Genomic DNA, 21,848 nt, shown 5'->3' on the forward strand with positions numbered 1-21,848 from the left:
ACAAAGTCAGTATATTTAGCAGACTATTTTAACTCAGAATACACCAGTAAGCAGCCTCTTCCGTAAAACCCTTTTCCTTACCCCTAAAACTCTCTACAATGACTAAAATGGTCATAAATTGTAGTCAATAATGAAAGCTCAAGAAGCACAACGACTTATACAAAAAGCTGAAAAACTCTGCCAACAACGTGGTGCCCGCCTGACAAATGCCCGCCGCGAAGTTTTCGCGATACTCGCAGAGCATTCAGGAGCCGTCGGCGCATATGATTTACTTGATCAACTGCGGGAAGTCATGCCCAATGCAAAACCCCCGACAATCTACCGCGCTTTAGACTTTTTACAAGAACAAGGCTTCGTTCATAAAATCACTTCGTCGAATAGTTTTGTTCTTTGCTCGCATTTCGACCATCAACATCCGGTTCAAATGTTAATCTGCAGTTCCTGCGGCGATGTTCAGGAAATTCAGTCCGAAGGGGTTTATGACGAATTGAAACATCAAGCCGAAGATCAAGGGTTTAAGGTTCAGAGCCAAACTATAGAAGCACATGGTTTGTGCACTAAATGCCTTTAATATTAGCGCTATTAAATAATAACAATAGGTAACACTATGAAGCTCAATCATCTTATTGCCACTGCAGCGGTTTGTTTAACCGTTAATCAGGCGGCAACCGCTCAAGCTTTTGAAGATAAATTCCGCCAGCTTAACGATGATAAATTCCGTAGTCCGAACATTTATCGTACGGCGTCCGGTGCTCCCGGACATGCTTACTGGCAACAGGAAGCGGACTACAAAATTGAGGTTGCTCTGGACGATGAGAATCAGAGTATTACGGCACAAAGCACCATAACGTACACCAATAACTCCCCCGATACTTTGCGCTATTTATGGGTTCAACTTGACCAGAACCGCTTTAAGAAAGACTCCATTGGGCCGCAGAGTCAAGCCTCCGGAGATTTAGACCGAGTTAGCTTTTCCAGAATGGAAAGCATGCTCACTCAGGAAGAGTTTCCGGCCGGTTATGAGCTTACAGAAATCAGTAACGAAGATGGTGAACCTTTAGCACATTACGTTAATGACACTATGCTAAGGCTGGATCTGGATGAGCCCCTTAAAAGCGGCGAAAGTGTCACTTTTAATATCAACTGGCAGTTCAATATTATCGAAGCTGAAGTACTTGGTGGTCGCGGCGGTTATGAGTACTTTGAAGACGACGGAAACTACCTGTATGAGATGGCACAGTGGTTCCCTCGTATGGCCGCATATTACGACGCTGAAGGTTGGCAGAATAAACAGTTTATCGGCAACGGAGAGTTCGCTTTAGAGTTTGGTGATTATCGCGTAGAGATAACGGTTCCGGCGGATCATATTGTAGCCTCTACTGGTGTTTTGCAAAATCCCGATGAAGTACTCACTTCTACTCAGCGTGAACGCCTGGAAAAAGCCCGTAATTCAGACAAGCCGGTAAAAATTGTCACTGAAGAAGAGGCATTAGAAAATCAGAAGGAAAGCACCAGCAATACTAAAACCTGGATTTTCGAAGCAGATAAAGTTCGTGACTTTGCCTGGGCTTCGTCGCGCAAGTTTATCTGGGACGCGCAAGGTTACAAAAAGAACGATACCAATGTGCTGGCTATGTCGTATTACCCTGAAGAGGGCAATCCATTATGGGAACGTTACTCGACCGCTTCTATTATTCACACAATTGAGCACTATAACGATTACAGCTTTGACTATCCTTATCCTGTCGCTATATCGGTAAACGGCCCTGTTGGTGGTATGGAATACCCGATGATTACCTTTAATGGTCCGCGCCCTTACGTTGATGAGGATTCAGGTGAGAAATACTACTCTAAACGCACCAAATACGGTCTAATTTCTGTAATCATCCACGAAATTGGTCACATTTACTTTCCTATGGTAGTTAACTCTGATGAACGCCAGTGGACCTGGATGGATGAAGGTATCAATACTTACCTACAGTTTCTGGCTGAACAAAAATGGGAAAAAGATTATCCGTCGTGGCGCGGTGAACCGCGTAACATTACCAGTTACATGGCCAGCAGTAACCAAATGCCTATTATGACCAACTCAGAGTCGATTCTGCAATTTGGTAATAATGCCTACGGAAAGCCAGCTACAGCACTTAATATATTACGTGAAACTATCGTTGGCCGTGAGCTCTTTGATTTCGCTTTCCGTCAGTATGCGCAGCGTTGGAAATTTAAACGTCCTACACCAGAAGACTTATTCAGAACCATAGAAGATGCTTCCGGCGTTGATTTAGACTGGTTCTGGAGAGGCTGGTTCTACTCTACTGACCATGTCGATATCGCCCTTGAGCAAGTCAATCAGTTGACTATTAATACGCAAGATCCGGAAATCGAAAAAGCATGGCAAGAACAGCAAGAAAATGCTGAGCCAGAGTCTTTGACAACTCAGCGTAATGCCGACGTTAATTATAAAATTCATCAGCAACCGGATCTTACTGACTTTTATAATGAGAACGACGACTACACTGTCACTAACGCTGACCGAAACAAATATCAAGAGCTGATAGAGGGGCTTAACGAAGAGCAGCGGGAAATGCTGAAGAACGGCAGCAACTTCTACGTACTTGATTTCGTCAATAAAGGCGGCTTAGTTATGCCTATTTTACTAGATCTTCAGTTTGAAGATGGCAGTAAAGAACATGTTCGCATTCCGGCCGAAGTATGGCGTCGCTCTCCAGAAAAGGTGAGCAAGTTATTAATTCGCGATAAAACTTTGACTCAAGTCGTTGTTGACCCTAACTGGGAGACGGCAGATGTTGATACCAGTAACAACTACTGGCCAGCCAGAGCAGTGCCATCCCGGATTGAACTGTTTAAGCGTGAAGACCGTAATAAGAGCATGATGGAAGACTTCAACGAGGAGTTGGAGTCGGGCAACGATGATTAAACTTGTTGCTGCTATTGTTTTTTTGTTCGCGCTGATACCTTCTGTATCAGCGCATCGCTATTTTTTTGGGTTAACCGAAATAAGTGCGAATAAAAACACCCAAGCAATAGAAATTATTCATCAGTATACTTTGCATGACGTACAACAAGTGCTTAAAAAGCGGCTGGGAAAGGCTTTTAGACTGGAAGAAGAAGGTTCTGAAAAACATATCAGAGACTGGATAACTGAAAAGTTTCAACTGGTAAACTCGCAAGGAAATAAAGTTGAGCCAAACTGGGTAGGTTTTGAAGCTGACTACCAGAAAATTTGGGTTTATCAGGAGATACCGAAGCGTGATAACCTGTGTGGGTGGGATGTTTCAAATAAGCTATTAATGGATAGCTTTTCTGCCCAGGTAAATACTATCAATGTCGTCGATGATCATGGCAATCGTAGCCTAATTCTGACCATTGAAAATACATCTGACACAATTACGTGCCAGCAAGAGATAAAGGAATAGAAAATGAATGCCGAGTTCGTAAACCCATTTCTTCAAGCACTGCAAAATGTCTTGTCGATGATGGCTCAAATGGAATTGAAGCCCGGTAAAGCTCAACTAAAAAAGGATGAGTACGCGCGGGGCGATGTATCAGGCGTCATCGGTATGGTGGGCCCACAGATAAAAGGATCATTCTCAATTTCATTTGAGGAAAATCTGGCCTGTGAAATCATGAATAAAATGTTAGGTGAGTTACCAAACTCAATTAACGAAGATGTCTGTGATATGGTCGGCGAAATCACGAATATGGTTACCGGCGGAGCCAAAAAGACACTAGGTGAAAAAGGTTACGATTTTGATATGGCTACTCCAATTGTGGTTTCAGGTAAAGACCATACCATTTCTCATAAATCTGAAGGCTCAAAATTAATCATGCCATTCAACCACGTTGCCGGCAAAGCTTACATAGAAATATGCTTCGATAAAATCAAATAGCGACGACTAATAACGCTCGTCGCTGGCATGGCGGGCATAGTTGTCAAACCTCGATAATTGCCCATGGAATTTCAATTCAATTTTACCAATAGGCCCATTACGCTGTTTGCCGATAATGATTTCAGCTAAGCCCTGTTCAGCTGAGTCTGGGTGGTAAACTTCGTCACGGTAAATAAACATAATAACATCAGCATCCTGCTCAATAGAGCCAGACTCACGCAAGTCTGAGTTAACGGGTCTTTTATCGGAACGCTGCTCAAGTGAACGGTTTAACTGAGACAGCGCCACCACAGGCACTTCCAGCTCTTTCGCTAACGACTTCAAAGAACGAGATATCTCTGCAATTTCCAGCGTTCGGTTTTCCGACATGCCCGGAACCGTCATTAGCTGCAGATAATCCACCATAATCATGGATATTCCCTTATGCTCTCTATGAATCCGGCGAGCACGGGAGCGCACTTCGGTAGGAGTTAAGCCAGATGAGTCGTCTATGTAGATATTATTTTTATCATTTAGCATGTTCATGACAGACGCGATGCGAGCCCAGTCGTCATCTTCAAGCTTACCGGTACGTACTTTATTCTGATCTACCCGACTAAGTGACGCCAGCATACGCATCATCAGCTGCTCTGCGGGCATTTCCAAACTAAACACCAATACCGGACGGTCATCATTGAGCGCAATATTCTCTGCCAGATTCATGGCAAAGGTCGTTTTCCCCATAGACGGACGTGCCGCTACAATGACCAGGTCAGAAGGCTGAAGACCAGCAGTCATCTGATCGAGGTCAGTAAAGCCGGTAGAAACACCGGTCACGCCGTTATTGTTTTTCAGCTTACTCAACTGCTCAATACGGCTAACCGTACGCTGCAGAATTAAATTGATACCTTGCGGCCCTTCGCTGGAACTGACTCGCTTCTCAGCAATTTGAAAGACTTTTGATTCCGCCAGATCAAGCAATTCGGCGCTGCTTCGCCCCTGAGTATCGTAACCTGACTCAGCAATATCATTTGCCGCACCAATCATTTCCCTTAACACCGCTCGTTCGCGGACAATGTTTGCATAGGCTAATATATTTGCCGCGCTGGGGGTGTTTTTCGCAATTTCTCCAAGGTAGGCAAAACCACCTATTTGCTCAAGCTCCCCAGCCGTTTCCAAGTTTTCGGAAACTGTCACCAAATCCATTGGCTGACTGCGTTGAGCAAGCTCATGCATGGCTTTAAAAATAAGCCTATGCGAACGATGATAGAAGTCTTCAGCGATGACGCTACCGGCAACATTGTCCCAGGCATCATTATCGAGCATTAAACCGCCAAGAACGGATTGTTCAGCTTCAATTGAATGTGGTGCCGAGCGCAGTGCTTCTATTGACGCGTCGCGTTTTTTTGACTTCTCTGCCATGGGGAAAGTTGTCTCGCAAAGGGAAATAATAAGAGGGGATTACTATACAAAATCCCCTCTTGTTTAGAAAGCGAAGCAACGCCTAACAGCACGATTTAATTTTTATCGAGTGTTATTTCACCACTAACCGTTGTTGCAGATATATCCGCACTGCCTTCTCCTATCATAAACTCCAGATTAGATGATGGGCCCCATTCGGCTTCAATAGCTTTATCTTTTGTTAAGTAATTGGTAATTTCACCACCGGCGTTAGATTTCAAGTTGAAGTTTGCGTGAATCTCGCCCTCCCACTTAAAAGTTAAGTCGCCGCTAACTGAGCTCGCCTCCAGGCGTGCATTTTCATTCAGGGCTGCGGTTAGAGTGGCATCACCACTCACGGTGGTCATTTTCCCTTTACGTAATGTTCCAATTTTTGCGTCAATATCTCCGGAAACCGACTGAGCAGTAAACTCAGTAATTGAGTCAGACTGACTTGTAATATCGCCACTCACAGATTGATAAGTCGCAGCGTCAGAACTATTCCGAATATCCATAATATCGCCGCTTACCGTCTCAAAACGCACATCACCTTCAATATCTTTTGCATCGATGTCACCACTAACGGTTTTTAACAACAGACGGTTTTTAATTTTATTGACAGTAACGTCCCCACTGACCAGCCTAATTTCCAAGCCACCGTTAAACTCATTTGCAATAACATCCATGGACACACCATTAACTTTGATATCCATTGACGCTGGTAGATAAATTTTTAGGTCGGAACCGCCGTCATCAGATGAAAAACTGAACCCTCGCTCTTGCGGTGTTTCAACATTAATATGAATACCATTACCACGTTGTTCGAAAATAAACTTCTCTGTCTTCTCATCCAGTGTCCCAACCACTCTAATTTCATTTTTTTCGTGCACAATGAGTTCTACTTTGCCTCTCATATTATCGATTAGCACTCTTGCTCCTGGCGAGACCGATAAGGTTTCATCGACCTCTTCCTGTGCCAGTACTGTGAAACTCAAAGTTAGTAGCAATAATCCAACTAAGGATAATATTCTGTTCATTTCTTTCTCCTGTTTATATTTCTCGTAAATTATTATTCAACGTATAAGACTGATTTAGTAATTTCAGCTCTTGCTCATTTACCCAGCGTAACAATTCCAATAAACTCGGATCCCCGGGGCTAAGCCTTAACGATTCAGTAATGTCCTGCCTGGCTAACGCCAATTGCATTAGCTGAGCTTCAATTTCACCATTAAGTTGATGATACCCCGCCATTTCATAACCTGTGCGTAGACTATACAGCTGCTGTCGCTGTTCAGCATTCATTTCTTCAGCTAACAAGTAGAATCCGGATACCGTTTTTTCTGCTGGCGGCAAAGAACTGAACAGCCATCCAGTCATAAAGAGAGCAATCAAAAAACTGGCGGCCAAGGCTCCTTGCCAAAAAGTTGTTTTAGACCTTCTTCGCGATATCGGATAATCAATTTGCCTTTCAATTTCGGGCCAAAAATCTTTGCTAGGGTTAATCCCGCTGAGCTTAATTTCTTCGAGTCGACTTTCGAACTTTTGGTACTCTTCATTATTTGCCATCCTGAAGTGACTCCTCCAATTTTTTACGGGCCCGGTGAAACTGTGCTTTACTTGTCCCCACTGCAATTCCCGGCCAATTCGCAATTTGTTGATGAGATTCTCCCTGCAACGCATGCAAAACAAAAACTTGCCGGGTTTGCTCAGGGAGCTTAAAAATCAATCTATCGAGTTGATGAATATCCATCTCCCCTTCATCAAACTCCTCATGGGCCTTATGCTCTTGAGATAAAAACCTGGAAAACCAACGGTTTCGTTTGCGCATTTCAGTCAGACAGATATTTGTCGCTACACGATAAAGCCAACTGCTAAACTTTGCCTCGCCACGAAAAGAGCTAAGTTTCTGCCAAAGTTGCACGAACACTTCTTGAACGACGTCATCCGCCAATGTTCTGTCTGCGCACAAACGCAATACCAGCCCGTATACTTGCCGTATATATAAATGATATAGGCGCTGAAAAGCTTCTACATCACCCTGCGCAGCCAGTCGCACATCTTCACAGGCCGTTTCGCTTTGCAACGCTCTCTCCCTAGGCACACTTTATTATCAATATAGTAGTTTAGACGACACAGACATCAGGAAGGTTTACAGGAAACATTTTTTCCCCAAAAAAAAAAGCTGCCCGGAGGCAGCTTTTTGATAAAACCGTAACGACTTATTCAGCCGGTACAACTTTCAATGTAATGTTTGCAAATACATCAGCGTGCAAGTGCAGTTCAATATCAAACTCACCGACTTCACGTAATGTACCATGCGGCATTAATACTTCGCTCTTCTTCACTTCAACGCCAGCAGCTGTTACTGCATCTGCGATGTCGCGAGTACCGATAGAGCCAAATAGTTTGCCTTCATCACCAGCTTTAGAAGCAATAGTTACTGCATCTAAAGCATTTACTTTTTCAGCGCGAGCTTGAGCAGCAGCTAATTGATCCGCTAATTTCGCTTCATACTCAGCACGACGTTGTTCGAATAGATCAACGTTGCTTTTGGTTGCAGGTACAGCTTTTCCCTGTGGGAAAAGAAAGTTACGTGCGTAACCAGATTTTACACTGACTTGATCGCCAAGGCTTCCCAAGTTAGCAATTTTATCTAACAAAATGACATTCATTTCTCGCTACCTCTACTTTTGGTAATCGAACCGGTGCTAGCTTACTGATGTGAGTCAGTATAAGGCAGCAGTGACAAATAACGAGCACGCTTGATAGCGCGCGCTAACTGACGCTGATACTTAGCGGATGTTCCAGTAATACGGCTAGGAACGATTTTACCAGTTTCAGTAATGTAGTTCTTAAGCGTAGCGATATCTTTATAATCAATTTCTTTTACGCCATCTGCTTTAAAGCGGCAGAATTTGCGGCGACGAAAAAAACGAGCCATGATGGTCTCCTTAAATCAATTCGAGATGCTGAGCATGAAGTACCAAACGAGGTGAGCCATTGCTATCCTCGTGACGGTGCAGAAAACCTTCTGCCAGAACTTCACAACCCACCGTCAATTTTTCTAACCAGTGTTGTAAACCTTCACCACTTAAAACGACCTGAATACGCACATAAGATTGACGATTCATACCAGCTTCCGGTTGCATAGACCGATGTTCAATCACTAATTGTAAATGCTCAATACCTGACGGGCTGGTTTCCAGCTTAGGTACTTTGCCAAGTGTTCCGGTTAAATGCAGTCGATTCATAAGGGCTATTGAAAGTCAGCAAGCTTACGCTGCTTCACTGTCACCTTTACGATCTTCCTTCGGCTTAGTCAGCGGCGAAGGCTCAGTAATAGATTCTTTTTTGCGCATGATCATATTGCGCAATACCGCATCGTTATAACGGAATGCAGTTTCAAGCTCTTCCACAACCTCTGCAGACGCTTCAATGTTCAACAGAACATAGTGCGCTTTGTGCAGTTTGTTGATTGGGTAAGCCAATTGACGACGGCCCCAGTCTTCTAAACGATGGATTTGACCACCACCTTGCTTGATCGTTTCGCTGTAGCGCTCGATCATGCCAGGTACTTGCTCGCTCTGGTCCGGGTGGACCATAAATACGATTTCGTAATGACGCATTACAGTTTCCTTTTGGTTCGTATAGCCTCAGTTTAGCTCAGCCGCACTAACATAGAAGCAAGGAACACATTCAGTAAAATGAAAATATGGCTGATTTAAGCCGCGCGATACTAACTAAAATGAACGCCAATTGCAAATTAATCGGCGTTTTTATGGGCTTTTTCAATGCGGGAGCTGAGTAAAGCAACAACGCGGTCGGCCAATTCGTTTGCTACGGCTTTGTCGCCACGAACCACAATATTGTCTACGATTTTGCCCTGGCGACGAGCTGTAGCATCAATTTGCACCGCATCCTGCTGTTCAGCGAATACAAGAGTGACTTGCCATTCAGCATTACTATCCTCGACTCTGTGCCATTCGTGCCTGACATCCAGTCGATTACTAATATCAAAGGCAAGGTTCTGCACAGACTGGGTTGCGTCATCCTCAACGTCAAAATGAAAAGCGACATAGGGTTTCTCTGAACGCAGCCAGGTTGGTGATTCCCAGTTAGGCGTCCAACTGACAAACAATACTGCGACCATTGCTAAGGCAATGGCTATAGGCAAAAGGCGACGTTTAAGATCCATTGCGCTGTCTGACAACCTCAAATAAGCAAACACCACTGGCTACAGAAACATTTAAGCTACTGACACTACCAGACAAAGGAATGGAGACTAAATCGTCACAGGTTTCGCGGGTAAGACGTCTCATACCTTTACCTTCGGCACCCATAACCAAAGCGACAGGCCCTCTGTAATCAACATCATAAACAGATTGAGTTGCTTCGCCTGCTGTGCCGTATGCCCACACGCCCAATTCCTGTAAGTCACGAAGCGCCCTGGCTAAGTTGGTGACCACAACAAGAGGAACGTTCTCGGCAGCACCCGACGCCACCTTACGCACGGTTGGAGTAATTTGAGCCGACTTGTCTTTTGGTACAATAACGCCCGTAACCCCTGCTGCATCGGCCGTGCGCAGGCAAGCACCTAAATTATGCGGGTCGGTCACGCCATCGAGTATTAAGAACAACCCGGCCTGCTGACTTTGTTCCAGTAATTTAGGCAAGTCGTGCTCAGTTAAAGTAGGCGGCGACTGAACGGTCGCCACAACGCCCTGGTGGTTACCGCCTTCCGCTCGTTTTTCCAAAGCTTGTTTAGGCACCCATTGAGGTCTGACGCCAGTTGCATGGCATTGATTGACAATGTCACGCACCGAATCATCCTGACGCTCTTTAGAAACGTAGAGCTCTACCAAACGGTCTGGATGATTTTTTAATATGGCCCGCACCGCGTGCAAGCCAAATACGGTCACTTTTTGACTCATGACTTGCTACGTCCCTTATTGCTGCTGCGATTACCGCTTTTCCGCTGGCCGCCTTTTCCACGAGACTGTCCTTTTCTCTTACCTTTGCCTGAACCTTTAGCTGGCATATTTCGTTTCTGGCCACCCGGACTCGTCGCTTCCAGCAAAGTTAAATCAATTTTACGATCGTCCAGATTCACGTCTTTCACTTTGACTTTCACATTATCACCCAGACGGAAAACGCTGTTGCTGTTCTCTCCGATTAGCATTCCTTTTTGCTGATCAAAGTGATAGTAGTCGTTGTCGAGGTTACTAATATGAATAAGACCGTCAATTTGGTAGTCACTTAAGCGCACGAACAAGCCAAAATTGGTGACTGAGGAAATAACGCCCTCAAACTCCATACCAATATGGTCTAGCATGAACTCACACTTCAGCCATTCGTCAACCTGGCGGGTAGCATCATCTGCACGTCGCTCGGTCATTGAGGTATGTACACCCAGTTCATCCAATTGCTTATCAGAGTATGCCCATGCACCCACTAAGCCTTTCTCTTCACCTTTTTTCTTGCGTAAAATTGCTTTTATCGCGCGGTGCAAAATAAGATCCGGGTAACGACGAATAGGTGAGGTAAAGTGCGCGTAAGACTTCAATGCCAAGCCAAAGTGCCCTTTATTCTCTGGTTGATATACCGCCTGCTGCATAGAGCGCAACAACATGGTTTCAATCAGTTCATGATCCTGACGATCTTTCACTTGCTCAAGCAAAGTCGCATAGTCTTTCGGAGATGGTTCATCACCGCCTTCCAGGTTCAGACCCAGTTCGCCAAGAAAACTGCGGAAGTTGTTCAGTCGTTCGTCAGCCGGAGTTTCATGCACGCGGAACAACGCGCCAACTTCTTTATCTGACTCAATAAGCTGAGCAGAGGCCACGTTTGCCATAATCATGCACTCTTCAATAATTTTGTGAGCAACATGACGTTTAACCGGTTCGATACTCTCAATTTTACGCTGAGCATTAAAAATAAAGCGGGTTTCCTGCGTATCAAACTCAATAGCTGAGCGGCGCTTACGAGCTGCACTTAATGCGTTATAAAGTCGCTCCAGTTCCTGCACATTGTCCATGACATGCTGGTACTGCTGTTGCAGTTCTTCATCGCCATCAAGTAGCTTTTTAACTTTATTGTAAGTCAGTCGCGCATGGCTTTTCATTACTGCCGGATAAAACTCTGTGGACTTGAGTTTTCCACGAGGTCCCAATTCCATTTCTGCAACCATGCACAAACGGTCGACATCGGGGTTTAATGAACACAAACCATTAGACAGTTTTTCCGGTAGCATTGGAATAACATTGCTGGGGAAATAAACTGAATTACCGCGTTCTGTTGCGGCTTTATCAAGAACGGTGTCCGGACGAACATAGTAAGACACATCGGCAATTGCTACCCAAAGGCGCCAGCCTTTTTCTTCCTGCACGCAGCAAACGGCATCATCAAAGTCGCGAGAGTCTTCACCATCGATAGTAATAAGCGGCAGGTCACGTAAGTCTTTACGGCCCTCGTAAGCCTCGGCTGGCACTTCTTCGCTATATTTTTTCAGCTCTTCGTCAACTTCAGTTGGCCATTCGGTAGGAATATCGTGCTCACGAATAGCGACCTGAATTTCCATGCCTGGTGCCATATGTTCACCCAGCACCTCGCTGACACGACCAATTGGGCTGGTTCGGCGACTTGGACGTCGGGTAATTTCAACGACCACAAGCTGTCCATGACGCGCGCCATTTTTATCCGCATCAGGAATAAGAATATCCTGACTAATACGGCCATCGTCCGGTACTACTATGCCCAGATCATGTTCAACGAAGTAACGGCCAACAATATTACTGTCGCGGGGCTCTGTAACTCTAACGATACGCCCCTCGGTGCGACCTCGGCTATCTTTACCACTGGTTTTAACCAGTACGCGATCACCATGCAAAACTGAATACATTTGATGATGTGGAATAAACAGGTCTTTACCGCCATCTTCAGTCTGACAAAATCCAAAACCATCTTTATGACCAATGATACGACCTTTGATCAAATCCATACGCTCGGGCAGACCATAAGCATTCGCTTTACTGTATATAAGCTGTCCGTCGCGCTCCATAGCGCGCAAACGCCGTTTCAAACCAATTGCCTGGCGCTCATCATCTAAACCAAAGTGACGAATGAACTCATCAAACTGAACCGGTTTACTGTTTGAGGTTACAAGTTCAAGCAATTGCTCACGGCCCGGAATTTCAACTTCATATTCTGGCGTACTGTTGTTCTGTTGATTATCTGACATAGAATCCTATTGTAGTTGCACGGTTAAGGAGGACCGATGGGCAACAGTATACGTGCTGAAAGTCATAATGTCAGTGCTTAGCTTGTATTTTGAACAAAACGTACCCATGTACTACTTAATAGGTAAAAAAATGAGTTGTCGAATCGTCTTATATACTCTAATTTGAGAACTGGAACATTTACGAAGATCAAAAAATGCAAAAATATTCAGCAACTACAACCGAATTAAACGGGCTCCAACAGTGGAGCTATCGGGTATTGCTGTGTTTATTACTCATCGTTTTCAGTACAGCCAGCTACGCCGCATCTGGCGAAATTAGTGAAAAACAGCTAACGGCGCAGCAAAATTCCAACGCTGTTTTCATTGTAGACCTGTCATCGCCTATATCTGAAATTCAGGCAGAAGATCCCGAATTCGATAAAGCAATCGACGCATCCTCACGAGTTTTTCAAAACGTCTTAGCGCTTGCTCCTCTATCTCAGGAGAAAAGCGAACCGAAGCTTACCCAATGGAATTGGCATCTCGTCCGGGGGCCACCCGCTCACCTTTAAAAATTCTGTATTTTTTTAATTTTTAAAGGAGTTTGTCATGAGTGAGTTTAAAGAAATTCAATGGTCTTCTGCAGCCGATAAAATTGCAATACACCACAACTATGAGCATCAACCGTTAATTAGCTGGCACGATAGTGCTACGCATGTTGTTGATGATTTCACAAAAGTATCTCCTCTAGAAATAAAGGAGAGCACTCTGGTCAGCGACGCAGAGCAAAAGCTTCGTAATGCCAACCTCCGCTACGCCTGCATAAAAAATCAAAGTGATGAAATGACAGGTTTACTGGCATTGCGTGAGCTTCACGGACGCAAAGCAACTCAGCTAAGTACCGTCAAGCAAATTGGCTGGCGGGAATTGGCAGTAAAAGAGTTGATGTTACCTCTGGTGGCATTACCACAGGTAAGACTTGAGGACTTAAAGAAAGCTAAAATCGGTGACGCAGCGGCAACTCTCAAAGCCAGTGGCCGCGACTTTCTTCTCGTGATTAACGATGGAGAAGTCTGTGGCGTAGTGTCATCTCTTAGAATAGCTGAATTAACAGGGGAGTCAGTAAACGTTTATCACCTGCCCTCAACTTTTGCGGAAATTATTTCAGCGATAAATCATCATGAGGTCATTGACTGAAATCAATTATATGTCAGAAGTGCTTTTGCGCTTCTGGCATCTTCAGTACCAACTACGAAGGGAAAAACTTGGTGGCGCTGGACGGACTTGAACCGTCACTCCCAGAAGGAACCTGATTTTGAATCAGGCGTGTCTACCAATTCCACCACAGCGCCATGCTTTATAAGGTGAAGGCGTTGCATAACAAAGCAACGGGACGGAATTATACTCGTCCACTCTCTCTAATCAAGCAATAATTCACTAAAACACCTTATAATCCAACTAACTGCTGATTCCTTATACAGCTAAGAGTACAACTGAGAGTAAAACGGAGGTAGCTGTCAGCCCGCTTTGCTCGTGATATGATTAACGCACTATTGAGTTAAATGAGTTTCACATGAGTTCCGCAGCACAGAAATTACACGCCAGTTTCCCCAGTGCCGGCTTTCCCAGACGTTTTGTCTCCTGGGTTTATGACTTTTTAGTCGCCGTAGCTATTATTATGCTCGCTTCAGCCTTGGCTTTACTCTTTGCCGCGCTGCTGACTACTCTTGACTGGTTAGTGTTGCCCGAAGGAATGGATCACGCCGCCTGGTTAGCCCAGGGACCTTGGTACAGCTTGTATCTTCTTTCCGTTGTTTCGCTATTTTTTGGCTGGTTCTGGAAACGTTCGGGTCAAACCTTAGGTATGCGCGCGTGGCGCCTGAAACTTCAAAACCGTGATGGTTCGAGGCTGACTAATCGCCAGGTTTTTATCAGGCTGATTACTTGTTGTGCAGGCCTTGGAAACCTCTGGGTTCTGGTAGATTTTAAAAACAAACGTGCCTGGCATGATTACGCTGCCGGCACCGAAGTTGTCACGCTTTCAAAAGAAGCAAATCAGCTGTTCTACTGGAATGAACTTTAGCCTATAGAGGTACGGCCAATTGTCAGGCCGTACGCCCTCGCATAAAGTAAACGGCCACTCCGGCAAATAAAATACTGGGTAATAAAGCTCCCAGAATAGCCGGAATTTGATAAACCTGAGCCAACGGACCAAAAATTTCGTTACTCACATGAAAGCCAAAACCAGTAATAACACCAAGTAATATTCGGGCACCCATTGTTGTTGATCGCAGCGGGCCAAAAATAAAAGACAAGGCCACCAACAGCATAACCGCTACCGTAATCGGTGCGAAAAGTTTCCGCCATAACGCCAACTCGTAGCGCTCCGCGGATTGCTGGTTACTCTCTAGGTAGGTTAAGTAGTCCAACAGCCCAGTAATAGAAAGCGACTCTGGTTTTATAGTCACCACTCCAAGTTTGTCCGGCGTTAAACTCGACTGCCAAACCATACTAGGCTTTTCATCACGTAACATTCGGATATCATCAAGCTGAGTTACAGTTACCTGCTGCATGCGCCATTTGTCACCACTGAAATTAGCGGTCCGGGCGTAAGTTACTTTTTGCAACTCACGATTGTCGTTAAAGTCGTAAATTAATACGTCGTTAAGCCGTCCGGTATCCTCTACTTCGCCAATATTGATAAAGTCCGAGCCATCTTTTGCCCACACTCCCTGCTGAGCAGATATTAAGCTACCGCCGGAAATAGCCTGTGAACGTATGGCCCGGCCCTGAGCTTCCATAGGCGGCGCTATCCACTCTCCAATGGCCATAACCGCGACCATCATAATAATAGCTGACTTCATTACCGCGCCAATAATATTTAAACGCGACCGCCCGGCGGCCATCATGACCACCAGTTCCGAGTTACTGGCAAGCATCCCCACGCCAATGAGCCCGCCGAGTAAAGCGGCCATTGGAAAGAAAGTTTCAACATCGCGCGGCAGGCTGTAAAACACAAAGAGCGCCGCATCCATAACATTGTAGTCGCCGCGACCCACCGCTTTAAGCTGCTCCACAAAGCGGATTAACGAGGAAAGCCCGGTTAATACGGCCAGACTTAAAAGCGATGTCCGTAATACGGAAAGCCCAATGTACTTATCTAAAATACTAAACATCAGTGCCCCCGCGCAGCGCCAAAGCGCAAGTTTGCCAGTAACCTCAACCCGAGCGGACGCCCCTTACCCACCAGAGCCAACCCAAAAATCAGCAAAATGAAGTGTATCCACCACAAGCCAATAATAGGCGGAATAACGCCGTCCCGAATGGCTGACTTAGCTGCCATAAGCAATAAAAAGTACCCCAGATAAATAAGCAGCGCCGGCGCCATTCTTCCGAACTTACCCTGACGCGGGTTTACCCGGCTTAGTGGCACCGCAATAAGTGTCAGTAACGGCATTGCCAGCGGAATAGCAATACGCCACTGTAATTCAGCAATCGCTGCCGGTTCTTTCCGCGATAACAGTTCAACAGTTGGGTAAGCCTCAAGTTTTCGTAATTGCTCACTTGCCTGCTGCTCTTTAATTTGCAATTGATAACTGTCGAACGACATCATCTGATAGCTGTCGTCATCGCCGGCATAACGTTTTCCCTGACCCAGCTCCAGCCATTGCGAGCCGGTTGTTTCACTAATCACTTTGCCGGTTTTGGCCATCACCACACTACCGGACTGTAACTCGCCCTGATTGTGCGTGTGCTGCGCAACAAAAACTTCCTCCAAATCACCCTCATCGCCAACACGTTGTACAAAAATAACCGCCTTCTGGTTGCTGGCTTGCTGAAATCGCCCCGGCATAAGCGCGGTGAGTCCGCTTTCTGAACGAGCTTTATCTTCTAGTTTTTGCTCCTGATCAAGCGACCAGGGCACCAGCCACAAAGTAAAAGACGCGGTGATAATAGCCAGAATCAGTGAGAGCACCAGCGTTACCCGGGTTACGTACCACTCACTGACGCCACAAGCGTGCAAAACGGTCATTTCATTGTCGGCGTAGATACGTCCGTGAGCCAGTAAAATCCCTAAAAACAGGCTAAGAGGCAAAATCAGTGACAATAATGCCGGCAGGTTCAACGACAACAGCTGAAAAATAATAGCGCCCGGTATGTCCCCTTCTGACGCATCCGATAACACACGGACAAATTTCTGACTGACAAAAATTGTCATCAGGATAAAAAGCACAGCAAGCTGCGACTTCAAGGTTTCACTGATCAAATATCGGAATATGCGCACTGGCGTTCACTCATAACTTAGGTTTTTACTGGAATAGCTGTGATTTTTAAGTAAACTTGTTATTTTAACAACAAAGTGTCTTTATAGCGAAACTATAGCAGGCATTGAAGCCACCTGAAACAGGAGCACTGTCATGGAGTTCAGCGTCAAAAGTGGTAATCCGGAAAAACAACGCTCTGCTTGTATCGTTGTTGGCGTATTTGAACCTCGTCGTCTGTCTGGCGTTGCCGAACAATTAGACAAAGTCAGTGATGGTTATTTAAGCAACCTATTACGCCGCGGAGACCTCGAAGGTAAATCCGGCCAGGTTTTGCTGTTACATCATGTCCCGAATATTCTTGCCGAACGAGTTTTACTGGTCGGCTGTGGTAAAGAACGCGAACTCGATGAGCGTCAGTACCGCCAGATTATCGCTCGTACTATGAACACTTTGAACGAAACAGGTTCAATGGAAGCGGTGTGCTTTCTTAGTGAACTGCACGTTAAAGGTCGCGATACCTACTGGAAAGTTCGCCAGGCGGTAGAGTCTGCACGGGCAACATTGTACAACTTTAATGAGCTCAAAAGTAAAAAAGAAGAGCCTCGCCGCCCGTTACGCAAATTGGTTTTTAACGTTCCAAGCCGTAAAGAACTGGCTTTGGGCGAACAAGCTGTGCAGCATGCATTAGCCGTGGCAACCGGAATGGATATTTGCCGCAACGTAGCAAATATGCCGCCTAACATTTGCACGCCTCGTTATCTGGCCGATCAAGCCAAATTAATGGCTGATAATTACGACAATTTAACGGTTGCCACGGTTGAAGAAGCCGAAATGGAAAAGCTGGGTATGAATGCATACTTAGCGGTAGGCCGGGGTTCCGAGCATGAGTCAGTACTCACATTAATGCATTATAAAGGCGCAGCCGATGATCAAGCTCCCATTGTGCTGGTTGGTAAAGGTCTGACATTTGATTCTGGCGGTATTTCAATTAAGCCCTCCGCCAATATGGATGAAATGAAATACGATATGGGCGGCGCAGCTGGTGTTTTAGGTGCCATGCAGGCTCTGGCCGAATTGCAGCTACCTATTAACGTTATTGGCACGGTCGCCGGTTGTGAGAACATGCCAGATGGCAAAGCATACCGCCCGGGTGACATATTAACCACGATGAGCGGCCAAACCGTTGAAGTACTCAATACTGACGCAGAAGGCCGACTGGTATTGTGCGATACCCTCACTTATATTGAGCGGTTTGAACCTGAATCGGTGATTGACTTAGCGACTCTCACAGGCGCCTGCGTTATTGCTTTAGGCAGTCATGCTTCTGCCGTGCTCAGCCAGCACAACCCGCTAGCACACGAAATTCTGAATGCAGCCCAGCAAAGTGGCGATAAAGCCTGGCGCATGCCGCTTTGGGACGAGTATCAGTCGATGCTGGACAGTCCTTTCGCGGATATGGCGAATATTGGCGGTCGTGAAGCTGGTACTATTACTGCTGCCTGTTTCCTCTCGCGTTACACTAAAAAGTACAACTGGGCGCACATGGATATCGCAGGTACTGCCTGGCAAGGTGGTAAAGACAAAGGTTCAACGGGGCGCCCGGTTCCACTGTTAACTCAGTTCTTAATTAACCGGTGCAACACCGAGGCAGCTGAATAAAATGTCGTCAGCCACCTTTTTCTTAATGCCGGACGAAGCTGAAGATGAGCAAAACCGGCTTATCTGCGATAAGATAGCGCAACTGTACCGAAAGCATAAAAAGTTGCGGGTCTGGGCGCGTAATCAGCAGCAGGCTGAAGCTTTGGACGAACTCTTGTGGCAACAACCAAGTGATGCTTTTATTCCGCATAACTTACACGGCGAAGGCCCGGCCACTGGTGCTCCGGTAGAGTTTTGCTGGCCTGAGGCGGATGCAGTAAAAAACCGTCCGGGTTATGCACTGTTTAACCTGGCGGAAGAGATTCCGGTACAAGCCCAGCAGAGCCAACAGCTCTATGACATTGTTCCAGCCGATGACAATGGCAAAAAAACAGCTCGCGAGCGTTACAAACATTACAGGGCGCGCGGTTGCCAAATGCAAACCGAGCCCCTGACATCCGAACAGAAGTAAGGTCATTATGGATAAAACATACTCCCCTGCAGCGATAGAACAAGATCTCTACCAACAATGGGAAGACAAAGGCTATTTTAAGCCTTCAGGTAAAGGCGATCCCTACTCGATTATGATTCCGCCGCCCAATGTTACCGGCAGTCTGCATATGGGTCATGCCTTCCAACACACGATTATGGATACGCTTACCCGTTACCAGCGCATGGACGGCCTTAATACCCTTTGGCAAGTAGGTTCTGACCACGCCGGTATCGCCACGCAAATGGTTGTTGAGCGCCAGTTAGCGGCTCAGGGACAAACCCGTCAGGAGCTCGGTCGTGACGCGTTCATCGATAAAATCTGGGAGTGGAAAGAACAATCGGGCGGCACTATTACCCAACAAATGCGCCGCCTGGGCGACTCAGTAGACTGGGATCGCGAACGTTTCACTATGGACGAAGGCCTTTCAGATGCGGTCCGTGAAGTGTTCGTAAAACTGCACGAAGACAACCTGATTTACCGTGGTAAGCGCCTGGTAAACTGGGATCCTGCTCTGCAGACCGCTATTTCTGACTTAGAAGTCGAGAACAAAGAACAACAAGGTTATATCTGGTATTTACGCTATCCGCTCGCCGATGGTGAGAAAACGGAAGACGGTAAAGACCATTTGGTGGTCGCGACCACCCGCCCGGAAACCATGTTAGGCGATGTTTGTGTTGCCGTGCATCCCGACGACGAGCGTTTCGCTCATTTAGTCGGTAAATTCCTTGAGTTACCTATTGTTAACCGCCGTATTCCGATAGTTGCCGACCATCACGTTGACAGCGAATTCGGTACCGGTTGCGTAAAGGTAACCCCGGCACATGATTTTAACGACTACGAAATTGGCAAGCGTCATCAAACTGGCATGATTTCCATTTTTGATGACACGGCTCATGTTATGGCAAAAGCCGGCCTTTACACCAGTACGGGTGAAACGCTTGAAGAGCTGAACGGATTTAACGGTATATTACCTGAACAGTACGCTGGTAAAGAGCGTTTCGAGGCTCGTAAACAGCTTGTTGCCGAATTTGACGAGCTTGGTTTACTGGAAAAAATTGAAAAGCACACCAACAAAATACCTTATGGCGACCGTGGTGGTGTTCCTATTGAACCGCATTTGACCGACCAGTGGTATGTCCGCGTTGAACCTATGGCGAAACAGGCTACGGCAGCGGTTGAAGATGGCCGCATTGAGTTTGTGCCCAAGCAGTATGAGAACATGTATTTCAGCTGGATGCGCGACATTCAGGACTGGTGTATTTCGCGTCAGTTATGGTGGGGACACCGCATTCCGGCATGGTACGACGAACAAGGCAATGTCTATGTTGGTCGCACCGAAGAAGAAGTGCGGGAAAAACATAATTTAGGCGATACGCCGTTACAGCAGGACGAAGACGTACTGGATACCTGGTTCTCTTCGGCGTTGTGGACGTTTTCGACTTTAGGGTGGCCCAAAAATACCGAGGACTTAAAAACCTTCCATCCGACCGATGTGCTGGTTACCGGTTTTGACATTATTTTCTTCTGGGTTGCCCGCATGATCATGATGACCATGCACTTTATGAAAGACGAAGAAGGCCAACCGCAAGTACCGTTTAAGAAGGTCTATGTGACCGGTCTTATTCGTGACGAGGAAGGCCAGAAGATGTCTAAGTCTAAAGGTAATGTATTAGATCCGCTGGACATGATTGACGGCATTAGTGCTGACGAGCTGGTCGCTAAACGTACTGCGAATTTGATGCAGCCTAAAATGCGCGAGAAAATTGAAAAGCGCACCCGCAAGGAATTCCCAGAAGGTATCACCGCTCACGGAACCGATGCACTGCGTTTTACATTAACTGCGCTTGCCTCAACAGGTCGCGATATCAATTGGGACATGAAACGCCTGGAGGGTTATCGCAACTTCTGTAACAAGCTGTGGAACGCCAGCCGTTACGTGCTGATGAGCACCGAAGAACATGACTGTGGGCTTGAAAACGACGATATGACCCTGTCACTGGCAGACGAATGGATCATTGCCCGTTTTAACAGCACAGTAAAAGATTTTCGTCAGGCTTTGGATACCTACCGTTTTGATCAGGCTGCGGCTATTGCGTACGAGTTTACCTGGAACCAATTCTGTGACTGGTATCTGGAGCTCACTAAACCGGTGCTGCAAAATGGTACTGAATCACAGCAACGCGGTACCCGCCACACACTGGTGAATGTTTTAGAGCAGTTACTGCGTTTACTACACCCGGTTATGCCTTACATTACCGAAACTATCTGGCAACGTGTTAAACCGCTGGTTGGTAATACAGATGATACTATTATGCTGCAGCCGTTCCCGCGGGTTGAGGACAACGTCAGCCATCAGGCAATGCAGGACATGGAGTGGCTTAAGCGCGTTATTTTGGCTATTCGTAATATTCGCGGTGAAATGGACTTATCACCGAATAAGCCGCTACCGCTGTTACTCTCAAATGCCGATGCAATGGCAAAAGGTCGTATTCAAAACAATGAAAGCTTCCTGAGTAGCCTGGCAAAACTGGAGTCTATTGAGTTTATTGAAAGCGACGATGACGCACCAGCCAGTATGACTGCGCTGGTTGATACGTTGAAGCTACACATTCCAATGGCCGGTTTAATTGATAAAGAAGCTGAGCTGCAACGTCTGCAAAAGTCTATTGAGAAAGCGAATAAAGAGTGGCAGCGCCTGAATGGCAAGTTAAGCAATGATAACTTTGTCAGTAAAGCACCTGAAGCGGTCATTGCCAAAGAACGTGAAAAGCTTTCAGAGGCTGAAACAACGCTAAAACAGTTGCAGGAGCAGCAGGACAAAATTAAAGCTCTCTAATTTTGTACGACGCCATTGCTGAACAAAAAAAGCCCGGATCATTAGATTCGGGCTTTTTTCTAAAGTTATC

At 46.0% G+C, this 21,848-nt stretch carries 23 protein-coding genes and 1 tRNA gene; 10 read left to right on the forward strand and 14 right to left on the reverse strand.

Annotated elements, in window-relative coordinates:
- Positions 1–130 precede the first annotated feature (130 nt).
- The 4 genes from zur to IL_RS09930 are packed head-to-tail and all read left to right on the forward strand — an operon-like array spanning position 131 to position 3,911.
- Positions 131–571, forward strand: a complete 441-nt coding sequence (zur, locus tag IL_RS09915; protein WP_011235157.1) for a zinc uptake transcriptional repressor Zur — start codon at positions 131–133, stop codon at positions 569–571.
- A gap of 36 nt (positions 572–607) precedes the next feature.
- Positions 608–2,938: a M1 family metallopeptidase gene (locus tag IL_RS09920; protein ID WP_011235158.1), complete on the forward strand. Its 2,331-nt coding sequence runs from the start codon at positions 608–610 to the stop codon at positions 2,936–2,938.
- Positions 2,931–3,437, forward strand: coding sequence for a DUF6702 family protein (locus IL_RS09925; RefSeq protein WP_011235159.1), 507 nt, complete (start codon positions 2,931–2,933; stop codon positions 3,435–3,437). The genes IL_RS09920 and IL_RS09925 overlap by 8 nt, the downstream gene beginning before the upstream one ends.
- A gap of 3 nt (positions 3,438–3,440) precedes the next feature.
- The gene (locus IL_RS09930; protein ID WP_011235160.1) at positions 3,441–3,911 is read left to right on the forward strand and encodes a chemotaxis protein CheX; all 471 of its coding nucleotides are present in this window, start codon (positions 3,441–3,443) and stop codon (positions 3,909–3,911) included.
- Between the two features lie 6 nt (positions 3,912–3,917).
- Here the strand turns inward: IL_RS09930 and dnaB are convergent, their stop codons facing one another.
- The 11 genes from dnaB to rnr form a co-directional block, all read right to left on the reverse strand.
- Positions 3,918–5,312: a replicative DNA helicase gene (gene dnaB / locus IL_RS09935; protein WP_011235161.1), complete on the reverse strand. Its 1,395-nt coding sequence runs from the start codon at positions 5,310–5,312 to the stop codon at positions 3,918–3,920.
- 95 nt (positions 5,313–5,407) lie between these two features.
- The gene (locus IL_RS09940) at positions 5,408–6,367 is read right to left on the reverse strand and encodes a DUF4097 family beta strand repeat-containing protein (protein ID WP_011235162.1); all 960 of its coding nucleotides are present in this window, start codon (positions 6,365–6,367) and stop codon (positions 5,408–5,410) included.
- 13 nt (positions 6,368–6,380) lie between these two features.
- Positions 6,381–6,896, reverse strand: coding sequence for a hypothetical protein (locus tag IL_RS09945; protein ID WP_011235163.1), 516 nt, complete (start codon positions 6,894–6,896; stop codon positions 6,381–6,383).
- On the reverse strand, positions 6,886–7,413 hold the full coding sequence (locus tag IL_RS09950) for an RNA polymerase sigma factor (RefSeq protein ID WP_011235164.1): 528 nt from the start codon (positions 7,411–7,413) through the stop codon (positions 6,886–6,888). Before IL_RS09950 ends, IL_RS09945 begins: the two co-directional genes overlap by 11 nt.
- Before the next feature lie 136 nt (positions 7,414–7,549).
- Positions 7,550–8,002: a 50S ribosomal protein L9 gene (rplI, locus tag IL_RS09955; protein WP_011235165.1), complete on the reverse strand. Its 453-nt coding sequence runs from the start codon at positions 8,000–8,002 to the stop codon at positions 7,550–7,552.
- A gap of 41 nt (positions 8,003–8,043) precedes the next feature.
- Entirely contained in the window at positions 8,044–8,271 is a 228-nt protein-coding gene (rpsR, locus tag IL_RS09960) for a 30S ribosomal protein S18 (protein ID WP_011235166.1), read from the reverse strand.
- A gap of 10 nt (positions 8,272–8,281) precedes the next feature.
- Positions 8,282–8,581, reverse strand: a complete 300-nt coding sequence (gene priB / locus IL_RS09965; protein ID WP_011235167.1) for a primosomal replication protein N — start codon at positions 8,579–8,581, stop codon at positions 8,282–8,284.
- A 24-nt stretch (positions 8,582–8,605) separates the two neighbouring features.
- Entirely contained in the window at positions 8,606–8,956 is a 351-nt protein-coding gene (gene rpsF / locus IL_RS09970; RefSeq protein ID WP_011235168.1) for a 30S ribosomal protein S6, read from the reverse strand.
- Between the two features lie 137 nt (positions 8,957–9,093).
- Positions 9,094–9,525, reverse strand: coding sequence for a hypothetical protein (locus tag IL_RS09975; RefSeq protein ID WP_011235169.1), 432 nt, complete (start codon positions 9,523–9,525; stop codon positions 9,094–9,096).
- Positions 9,515–10,261, reverse strand: coding sequence for a 23S rRNA (guanosine(2251)-2'-O)-methyltransferase RlmB (rlmB, locus tag IL_RS09980; RefSeq protein WP_011235170.1), 747 nt, complete (start codon positions 10,259–10,261; stop codon positions 9,515–9,517). Before rlmB ends, IL_RS09975 begins: the two co-directional genes overlap by 11 nt.
- Positions 10,258–12,567: a ribonuclease R gene (rnr, locus tag IL_RS09985; protein ID WP_011235171.1), complete on the reverse strand. Its 2,310-nt coding sequence runs from the start codon at positions 12,565–12,567 to the stop codon at positions 10,258–10,260. Before rnr ends, rlmB begins: the two co-directional genes overlap by 4 nt.
- A gap of 194 nt (positions 12,568–12,761) precedes the next feature.
- Here rnr and IL_RS09990 point away from each other — a divergent pair, with 194 nt between their 5' ends.
- Together IL_RS09990 and IL_RS09995 are read left to right on the forward strand one after the other, a co-directional pair.
- On the forward strand, positions 12,762–13,118 hold the full coding sequence (locus tag IL_RS09990) for a hypothetical protein (RefSeq protein WP_016341380.1): 357 nt from the start codon (positions 12,762–12,764) through the stop codon (positions 13,116–13,118).
- Positions 13,119–13,155: 37 nt separating this feature from the next.
- On the forward strand, positions 13,156–13,743 hold the full coding sequence (locus IL_RS09995) for a hypothetical protein (RefSeq protein ID WP_011235172.1): 588 nt from the start codon (positions 13,156–13,158) through the stop codon (positions 13,741–13,743).
- A 69-nt stretch (positions 13,744–13,812) separates the two neighbouring features.
- On the opposite strand, the gene IL_RS10000 is transcribed toward IL_RS09995, so the two are convergent.
- A tRNA-Leu gene (locus IL_RS10000) sits at positions 13,813–13,898 on the reverse strand.
- A 221-nt stretch (positions 13,899–14,119) separates the two neighbouring features.
- Here IL_RS10000 and IL_RS10005 point away from each other — a divergent pair.
- On the forward strand, positions 14,120–14,629 hold the full coding sequence (locus IL_RS10005) for an RDD family protein (RefSeq protein ID WP_011235173.1): 510 nt from the start codon (positions 14,120–14,122) through the stop codon (positions 14,627–14,629).
- A gap of 22 nt (positions 14,630–14,651) precedes the next feature.
- Here IL_RS10005 and lptG read toward each other — a convergent pair whose 3' ends face one another.
- Both lptG and lptF read right to left on the reverse strand, forming a co-directional pair.
- A complete protein-coding gene (gene lptG, locus IL_RS10010) occupies positions 14,652–15,722 on the reverse strand; it encodes an LPS export ABC transporter permease LptG (protein ID WP_011235174.1) in 1,071 nt (356 codons plus the stop codon).
- Positions 15,722–16,831 carry an LPS export ABC transporter permease LptF gene (gene lptF, locus IL_RS10015; RefSeq protein ID WP_193330461.1) on the reverse strand — a complete coding sequence of 370 codons (1,110 nt, stop codon included), beginning with the start codon at positions 16,829–16,831 and terminating at the stop codon, positions 15,722–15,724. The genes lptG and lptF overlap by 1 nt, the downstream gene beginning before the upstream one ends.
- 133 nt (positions 16,832–16,964) lie before the next feature.
- On the opposite strand from lptF, the gene pepA reads away from it, so the two are divergent.
- The 3 genes from pepA to IL_RS10030 are packed head-to-tail and all read left to right on the forward strand — an operon-like array spanning position 16,965 to position 21,778.
- A complete protein-coding gene (gene pepA, locus IL_RS10020; RefSeq protein ID WP_011235176.1) occupies positions 16,965–18,470 on the forward strand; it encodes a leucyl aminopeptidase in 1,506 nt (501 codons plus the stop codon).
- 1 nt (position 18,471) lies between these two features.
- Positions 18,472–18,921, forward strand: a complete 450-nt coding sequence (locus tag IL_RS10025) for a DNA polymerase III subunit chi (RefSeq protein ID WP_011235177.1) — start codon at positions 18,472–18,474, stop codon at positions 18,919–18,921.
- A 7-nt stretch (positions 18,922–18,928) separates the two neighbouring features.
- The gene (locus tag IL_RS10030) at positions 18,929–21,778 is read left to right on the forward strand and encodes a valine--tRNA ligase (protein WP_011235178.1); all 2,850 of its coding nucleotides are present in this window, start codon (positions 18,929–18,931) and stop codon (positions 21,776–21,778) included.
- The last annotated feature ends 70 nt before the right edge of the window (positions 21,779–21,848 follow it).

Origin of the sequence: Idiomarina loihiensis L2TR (assembly GCF_000008465.1) — a bacterium.
GTDB lineage: Bacteria > Pseudomonadota > Gammaproteobacteria > Enterobacterales > Alteromonadaceae > Idiomarina > Idiomarina loihiensis.